Annotated in this window: 4 protein-coding genes; all 4 read left to right on the top strand. The window is 51.7% G+C overall.

Annotated elements, in window-relative coordinates; genetic code table 11:
* Nucleotides 1–456: 456 nt before the first annotated feature.
* Nucleotides 457–1,620 carry an NAD(P)/FAD-dependent oxidoreductase gene (locus ACUVQO_RS21685; RefSeq protein WP_445927902.1) on the top strand — a complete coding sequence of 388 codons (1,164 nt, stop codon included), beginning with the start codon at nt 457–459 and terminating at the stop codon, nt 1,618–1,620.
* 82 nt (nt 1,621–1,702) lie between these two features.
* Nucleotides 1,703–5,377, top strand: coding sequence for a helicase-related protein (locus tag ACUVQO_RS21680; protein WP_445927901.1), 3,675 nt, complete (start codon nt 1,703–1,705; stop codon nt 5,375–5,377).
* A gap of 69 nt (nt 5,378–5,446) precedes the next feature.
* Nucleotides 5,447–5,830, top strand: a complete 384-nt coding sequence (locus ACUVQO_RS21675) for a GxxExxY protein (RefSeq protein ID WP_445927900.1) — start codon at nt 5,447–5,449, stop codon at nt 5,828–5,830.
* 31 nt (nt 5,831–5,861) lie between these two features.
* A partial coding sequence (locus tag ACUVQO_RS21670) for a DUF1156 domain-containing protein (protein ID WP_445927899.1) occupies nt 5,862–7,340 on the top strand: 1,479 nt, incomplete at its 3' end.

Below are 7,340 nucleotides of genomic sequence, written 5' to 3'. Positions count from 1 at the left end.
GCTTGAATTTGCTGAGAATTCGCGATACTTGCTGTCAGGAGATCTGAAAAAACAACAGCTATCCAGCCCCTCAAATACTTTTCCAGGGTTAACATAAATCATGATATAGCTATATAATCATAAATATAATAGCTGAGCATCTGAAAGTGGTGATGTTTTTTAACTTCTTTCGCGATCGCTTTAATTGCAATTTTTATTACCTATTAAAGCCAGAAAGAAATTGTTAAAACTTTCTTTGTCATTGTTATGGCAATTAGTCCGCTCGCAAGTTTTGCCTGGACACCCTGGCCGATGTAGATTCTGATTCTGATTGTGAGTTTGGGGGCAATGCGCTATTTTTGTGATTGGCATTCCTATCACAATGCTGCAAACGACGTTGAATAATCGCTTTCATCAATCAGTTGATTGACCTGAAAACAAGCAGTCGATTTTTAACTTTATTTAGGAATTGATGCTATGAAAAGAATCCTGGTTTTAGGCGGTGGCATGGGTGGTGTAGAAGCTACGATCGCCTTAACCCAAAAGCTCAAGGGCGATTATCAAATTGACCTGATCTCCAACCGTGACTTCCTGTACATCTATCCTGCATCTATCTGGCTAACTGTGGGTAAACGCACACTGGAAGACCTCTCGGTGCCTTTGCCACAACTGGCTGAGATTCATGGTTTCAATTTCCTACAAGAAGAGGTCAAGGAAGTCAGGGCTAAAGATCAGTTGGTTCTCACTACGTCCCAAGAGCATTCCTATGACTACTTAATCATTGCTCTGGGAGGTTCCAAACTGAAGCCAAAAGGCATCGAGCATACCCTGTCCATTTGCGGTTCACCATCGGATGGAATGCAAATTCAAGAGCGGTTCCTGAAGCTAGTCGAGCAGGGAGAAGGAAAGGTTGCCTGTGGGTTTAGCGGCAATCCCCAGGATGCAACCGCTGTGCGGGGTGGACCTGTGTTTGAAGTCTTGTTTAATTTCGATACCTATTTGCGGGACAAGGGACTGCGCGATCGCTTTGAACTTACTTTCTTTAGTCCTTCTGATGCCCCTGGTAAGCGGCTCGGAGCAGGGGGATTGTCACAATTACAACAACTGTTTCAAGAGCGCGGTATTACCACGGTAACTGGTAAGAAAATCAAGGAATTTACCAGCAGTAACGTGACCTTTGAAGACGATACTCAAGTCATAACCGATCTCACTGTTTTTACCCCAGGAATGATAGGCACACCGATCTTAAAGCAATCTGACTTACCCTTGACCGCCGCAGGGTTTGTCACCGTCAGCGATACTGCACAGGTGAACGGATTTGAAAATTGCTATGCGATCGGCGACAGTTCCTATTTTGAAGGCCCTGATTGGCGAGCACGACAGGGACATTTAGCCGAAGTGATGGCACGCACAGCGGCGGAAAATATTGCGCAGCAAGAGCGTGGAGAAGCGGCAACTGCCAGCTTCCGCGAAGAAATTAATTTGCTGTGCATTATGGATACAGGCAAAGAAGGCGTATTTGTCTACCGCGATGAGAACCGTGAGATGGCACCTAGAGGAGCCTGGGCACACTGGGCAAAACTGGCATGGGAAAAATATTACAAATTGAATAAATTGGGAAAAGTTCCTCGACTGTTGTGAGTCGTCCCATGAATAGATTATTCCTGCGCAGATGGCATCAACAGTTGTTGACCAAGACTTCATTCCCGGACACGCATAGTCTATGGCAAAACTTGAAAATCTCACCCGTGGTACGACGGTTAGAGGCATTCTGCCAAACCAGAATGTGACAATCATTGATGCGAAGTGGCACGGCGCCAATGTAGTTGAGCTGACCTATAAAGATGCGAACGGTCAGCCCCACACTGAAATCCTGTTTCGCGATCGCGAGCCAACCTTGGAAATTGTCACCGAAGGACACCCCTGGAGCTTCGATGGGGACGGTGCGTTGCTGCGGTTGGTTTCCGAAGCCCATCGCATTCGGCTGGCTCACTTATTTGATCCGCTGCTAGCGGTGCATACCTCGTTGGTGGAACCCCTGCCCCACCAGATCACGGCGGTTTACAGCGAGATGCTGACCCGTCAACCGCTGCGGTTCCTCCTGGCGGATGACCCGGGAGCCGGAAAAACCATCATGGCGGGACTGTTTATCCGTGAATTGCTGATTCGGGCAGACTTACAACGGTGCCTGATCGTTTGCCCTGGCAGTCTGGCTGTGCAGTGGCAGGATGAGCTGTTTCAAAAATTTCATCTGCCCTTTGAGATTCTGACCAATGACCGGATCGAAGCGGCTCGTACCGGGAACGCCTTCGCCGAAATGCCGCTGCTTATTGCACGGTTGGACAAGCTCAGTCGCAATGAAGACCTGCAGGCCAAGCTAGGGCAAACCGATTGGGATCTGGTGGTGGTAGATGAGGCTCACAAGATGTCTGCCTCATTTTTTGGCGGTGAAATTAAGGAAACCAAACGCTACAAGCTGGGTAAGCTCCTGTCTACCTTGACCCGTCATTTCCTGCTGATGACGGCTACTCCCCACAACGGAAAAGAGGAAGACTTTCAGCTTTTCCTGGCGCTGCTCGATGGCGATCGCTTTGAGGGTCGGTTCCGAGACGGAGTGCATGTCTGCGATACGTCGGATATCATGCGTCGCCTGGCCAAGGAAGATTTGCTGAAGTTTGATGGCAAACCGCTCTTCCCTGAACGTCGGGCGCACACGGTCAAGTATGTCCTGTCTGATCTGGAGGCTGATCTTTACAAGCAAGTTACCGATTATGTCAGGGAAGAATTTAACCGAGCCGAAGCCTTAGCCAATGATAGCCGTAAAGGAACAGTCGGCTTTGCATTAACCATCTTGCAACGTCGCCTGGCCTCTTCTCCAGAAGCCATCTACCAGTCCCTGCGGCGACGGCGGGAGCGGTTACAGAAACGGCTCCGAGAGGAAGAACTTTTGAAACGAGGGCTATTAGCGGAGATCGACTTTGGCCCCACCATTGACCCGGATGATTGGGACGATGATTTCGAGGATTCCTCTAGTGATGAGCGCGAGGCTAGAGAAGAAGAGGTGGTTGACCAGGCCACAGCCGCTCGCACGATCGCCGAACTAAAAGCTGAGATTCACCAACTCGGTGAACTCGAAAATCTAGCCTTACGGGTTCGACGCAGTGGCAAGGATCGCAAGTGGGACGAGTTGTCGCGGGTGATTCAAGCAGTTCTTGCACCACAAAGGCACAAAGGACACGAAGAAAACCCTTTGTGGTCTTTGTGTCTTCGTGGTTTGTCTCCCAAACTGGTGATCTTTACTGAACATCGGGACACCCTGAACTATCTGGTGAATCAAATTACAACCCTGATCGGACGACCGAAGGCAGTCGTTACGATCCACGGTGGTATGGGACGGGAAGAGCGCAAGAAGGCAGAGGAAGCCTTTAAGCAAGATGTGGCTGTGCAAGTGTTAATCGCCACGGATGCCGCCGGGGAAGGGATTAATCTGCAACGGGCACATTTGATGGTGAACTACGATCTGCCCTGGAACCCAAATCGACTGGAGCAGCGGTTTGGACGGATTCACCGGATTGGTCAGACTGAAGTCTGCCACCTGTGGAATCTGGTGGCGGAGGAAACCCGCGAGGGGGATGTGTATCTCTCGCTGCTGAAGAAGCTAGAGATTGAGCAAAAGGCGCTCGGCGGCAAGGTTTTTGATGTGTTGGGCAAAGCGATCGCCGGTAAGGAACTGCGAGAACTCCTGATTGAAGCCATCCGCTATGGCGATCGCCCCGAAGTCAAAGCCAAGCTCGACCAGGTTGTGAGCGATCGCCTCGACCAGCGCCGTCTACAGGAGCTATTAGAGGAACGAGCTCTCGCACGAGACTCAATGGACGCCACCAAAGTCCAGCAAATTCGTGAAGAGATGGAACGGGCCGAAGCTCGCAAGCTCCAGCCTCATTTCATCGCCGCCTTTTTTCTAGAAGCATTCCAACGATTAGGCGGCACCATTCGACAGCGGGAACCCAAGCGCTATGAAATCACTCATGTTCCAGCGGTGATTCGTAATCGCGTTCGCGAAGCGTCCCTGGAAGGGAGTCGCCTCATTGGAGCGGGGGACACCATCTTAAAACGGTATGAGCGGATCTGTTTTGAAAAGGAACTCATCAGTGTTCCTGGAAAACCTTTAGCTGATTTTGTCTGTCCGGGGCATCCACTGCTAGATGCCGTCATTGACTTAACTCTAGAGCGTCATCGGGATCTACTCCGGCAGGGTGCCATTCTGGTAGACGAAAACGATCCGGGGGAAGAAGTCCGTACTTTGGTATATTTGGAGCATTCCATTCAGGATGCTCGCATCGAACGAGATGGGCGGCGGCGGGTCGTCTCGCATCGGATGCAGTATGTGGAGATGTGGGAACCACAAAGGCACGAAGGGCACGAAGAGGTGAAAGTTAAAAATGGGGGGTATGCGCCTTACCTGGACTATCGACCCTTGACTCCAAACGAACAGGCTCTCCTCGCTGATCCTTTGCGTTCTTTGTGCCTTCGTGGTTCAAATCTAGAAGCTCAAGCCACCACCTACGCCATCACCCACCTCGTCTCTCAACACCTTCAGGAGGTACGGGAACGAAAGGAAGAGCTGATTGAAAAGACAGTTTGGGCAGTGAAGGATCGACTGACGAAGGAAATTAACTATTGGGATCAACGGGCAGCGGATCTGCGCTTGCAGGAGCAAGCAGGCAAGCCGAATGCCAAGCTTAATTCTACCAAAGCCCAACAACGAGCGGATGAGTTAGCCGATCGCCTCCAGAAACGCCTTGCGGAGCTAGAGCAGGAACGGCAGCTATCGCCATTGCCGCCGGTGGTTGTCGGTGGGGCGCTGGTGGTGCCGATCGGTCTATTACAACGGCTCCAAGGAAAACGGGAATCGGCGACTAGTACCTTTGCCAAAGAAACAAAGCGGGTTGAGCTAGCCGCCATGGATGCCGTGATGGCCGCAGAACGGGCGTTGGGGTATGAACCACGGGATGTCAGTGATCAGAAGTGTGGTTATGATATTGAATCGGTGGTGCCGGGGACTGGGCAGTTACGATTTATCGAGGTGAAGGGCAGGATAGAGGGGGCTGAAACAGTGACAGTCACCAAAAACGAAATTCTGACGGCGCTCAATAAACCAGACAATTTTATCTTGGCGTTGGTGCAGGTTCCGGCGGATCAGAATTTCCCAGAGGGGGATGCCTTCAAGGTGAAGACGACTTCTGGGGTTTATGCTGTACCGGGGGAGGGTTGTGTGGTGCGGTATGTCCGTGAACCGTTTCAGCGAGAGCCAGATTTTGGGGCGAGTAGCGTTAATTATGGGTGGCGGGAGTTGTGGGAGCGAGGAAATGAACCACAAAGGCACAAAGGACACTAAGAACTTTGTGAACTTTGTGTCTTCGTGGTTCGCTTTATTGAAAGCACAAAGGCACGAAGGACATGAAGGATGAGTCGAGAGGAGGCAAATCGGTTATCGAATGTGATTATTGGGTCGGCGATCGCGGTGCATCGGGAGTTGGGGCCAGGGTTATTGGAGTCTGCCTATGAGGCCTGTCTGAAGTATGAGTTAGCCCAGCAAGGGTTGCGAGTGGAGAGTCAGGTGCCACAGCCTGTGATCTATAAGGGCATTCATCTGGATTGTGGTTATCGTTTAGATCTATTGGTTGAGGATTTAGTCATTATTGAACTCAAAACCGTCGAAAGCCTACAACCCATTCACGATGCCCAACTACTCACCTACCTGAAACTGAAACAACGCTGGCTCGGCCTCCTGATCAACTTCAACGTTCCCATCCTCAAAAACGGTATCAAACGCCTCGTCAACCATTAACCTTCGTGCCCTTTGTGTCTTTGTGGTTTGTATGAAAAAAAAGCTCATCGAAGTTGCCCTGCCTCTGGAAGCCATCAATATGGAATCGGCTCGTGAAAAGTCGATCCGTCATGGGCATCCCTCCACGCTGCATTTGTGGTGGGCACGGCGACCGTTAGCGACGTGTCGGGCAGTATTATGGGCTTCGCTGGTGGATGATCCCTCAAGCTGGCCAGACAAGTTTCCCACGGAAGAAGATCAAAACCGCGAACGGCAACGGCTGTTTGATATTTTGGGGCGGATCACGATTGAGACGGACAAGAAGGGAAACCAAAAGCAGGTCGTTCGGGGGCTGGTGTCTTGGGATGATGTGAATGACCCGAAGTCTGGCGTTTTGGAAGCAGCCCAGCAAGAGATTGCGCGGTGTTTGGCATGGGACAGGGGCGAAGAGCCGCCGACCCAACCAGATGCTGTGCGGGAGTACATTGCGAAGTATGCGCCACCTGCCTATGACCCATTTGCCGGAGGCGGATCAATTCCCTTGGAGGCGCAGCGGTTGGGGTTGGAGGCTCATGCGAGTGATTTGAATCCGGTGGCGGTGCTGATCAATAAGGCGCTAATTGAGATTCCGCCGAGGTTTAAGGATCAGGCTCCGGTGAACCCAGACGATCGGGCTAAGAAGAATATGTCGTCCTGGCGGGGGGCGCAGGGGTTGGCGGCGGATGTGCGGTTTTATGGGGCGTGGATGCGGGATGAGGCATTCAAGCAGATTGGGTATTTATATCCGAAGGTACAAATTAACCACGAAGGCACAAAGGACACGAAGGAAGCGACGGTGATTGCGTGGTTGTGGGCGCGGACGGTGAAATGTCCCAACCCGGCTTGTGGGTGTCAGATGCCGTTGGCAAGTAAATTTTCGCTTTCGACGAAGAAGGGGAAGGAGGCTTGGGTAGAGCCAATAGTTGAGAAACACGAAGACACGAAGGACACAAAGGAAGATCTTCGTGATCTTGGTGCCTTTGTGGTTCCAAAAATCCGGTTTGTGGTCAAGTCGGGGGAGGGGAAGGCACCGGAGGGAACGGTAGAACGCAAGGGGGCACGCTGTCTTGCCTGCGGAACGCCTGTACCGTTGGAGTATGTGCGGAGTGAGGGCAGAGCCGGACGCATGGGGCAGCAGTTGATGGCCATAGTTGCTGAGGGGCAAAACGGACGGGTTTATCTCGCGCCAACGGCAGAACAGGAAGCCATTGCTAATTCTGCTCAACCGGAATGGAAACCAGAGACAGATTTACCCAAAGAAGCGTTAGGGTTCCGCGTCCAGAATTACGGCATGACCAAACACGCCGATCTCTTCACACCGCGCCAGCTTGTAGCTCTCACCACCTTCAGCGATTTGGTAGGGAAAGCACGGGAAAAGGCCACTCAGGATGCTGTAGCGGCAGGACTACCCGATGACGATGTGCCGTTGAATGATGGCGGAACGGGGGCAAGGGCTTATGGAGAGGCGATCGCTACTTATTTGGCGTTTGCG

It is taken from the genome of Leptodesmis sp. (genome assembly GCF_052746595.1).
Note: the sequence above shows the minus strand (reverse complement) of the source record. Positions and strands in the feature narration are given on the sequence as shown.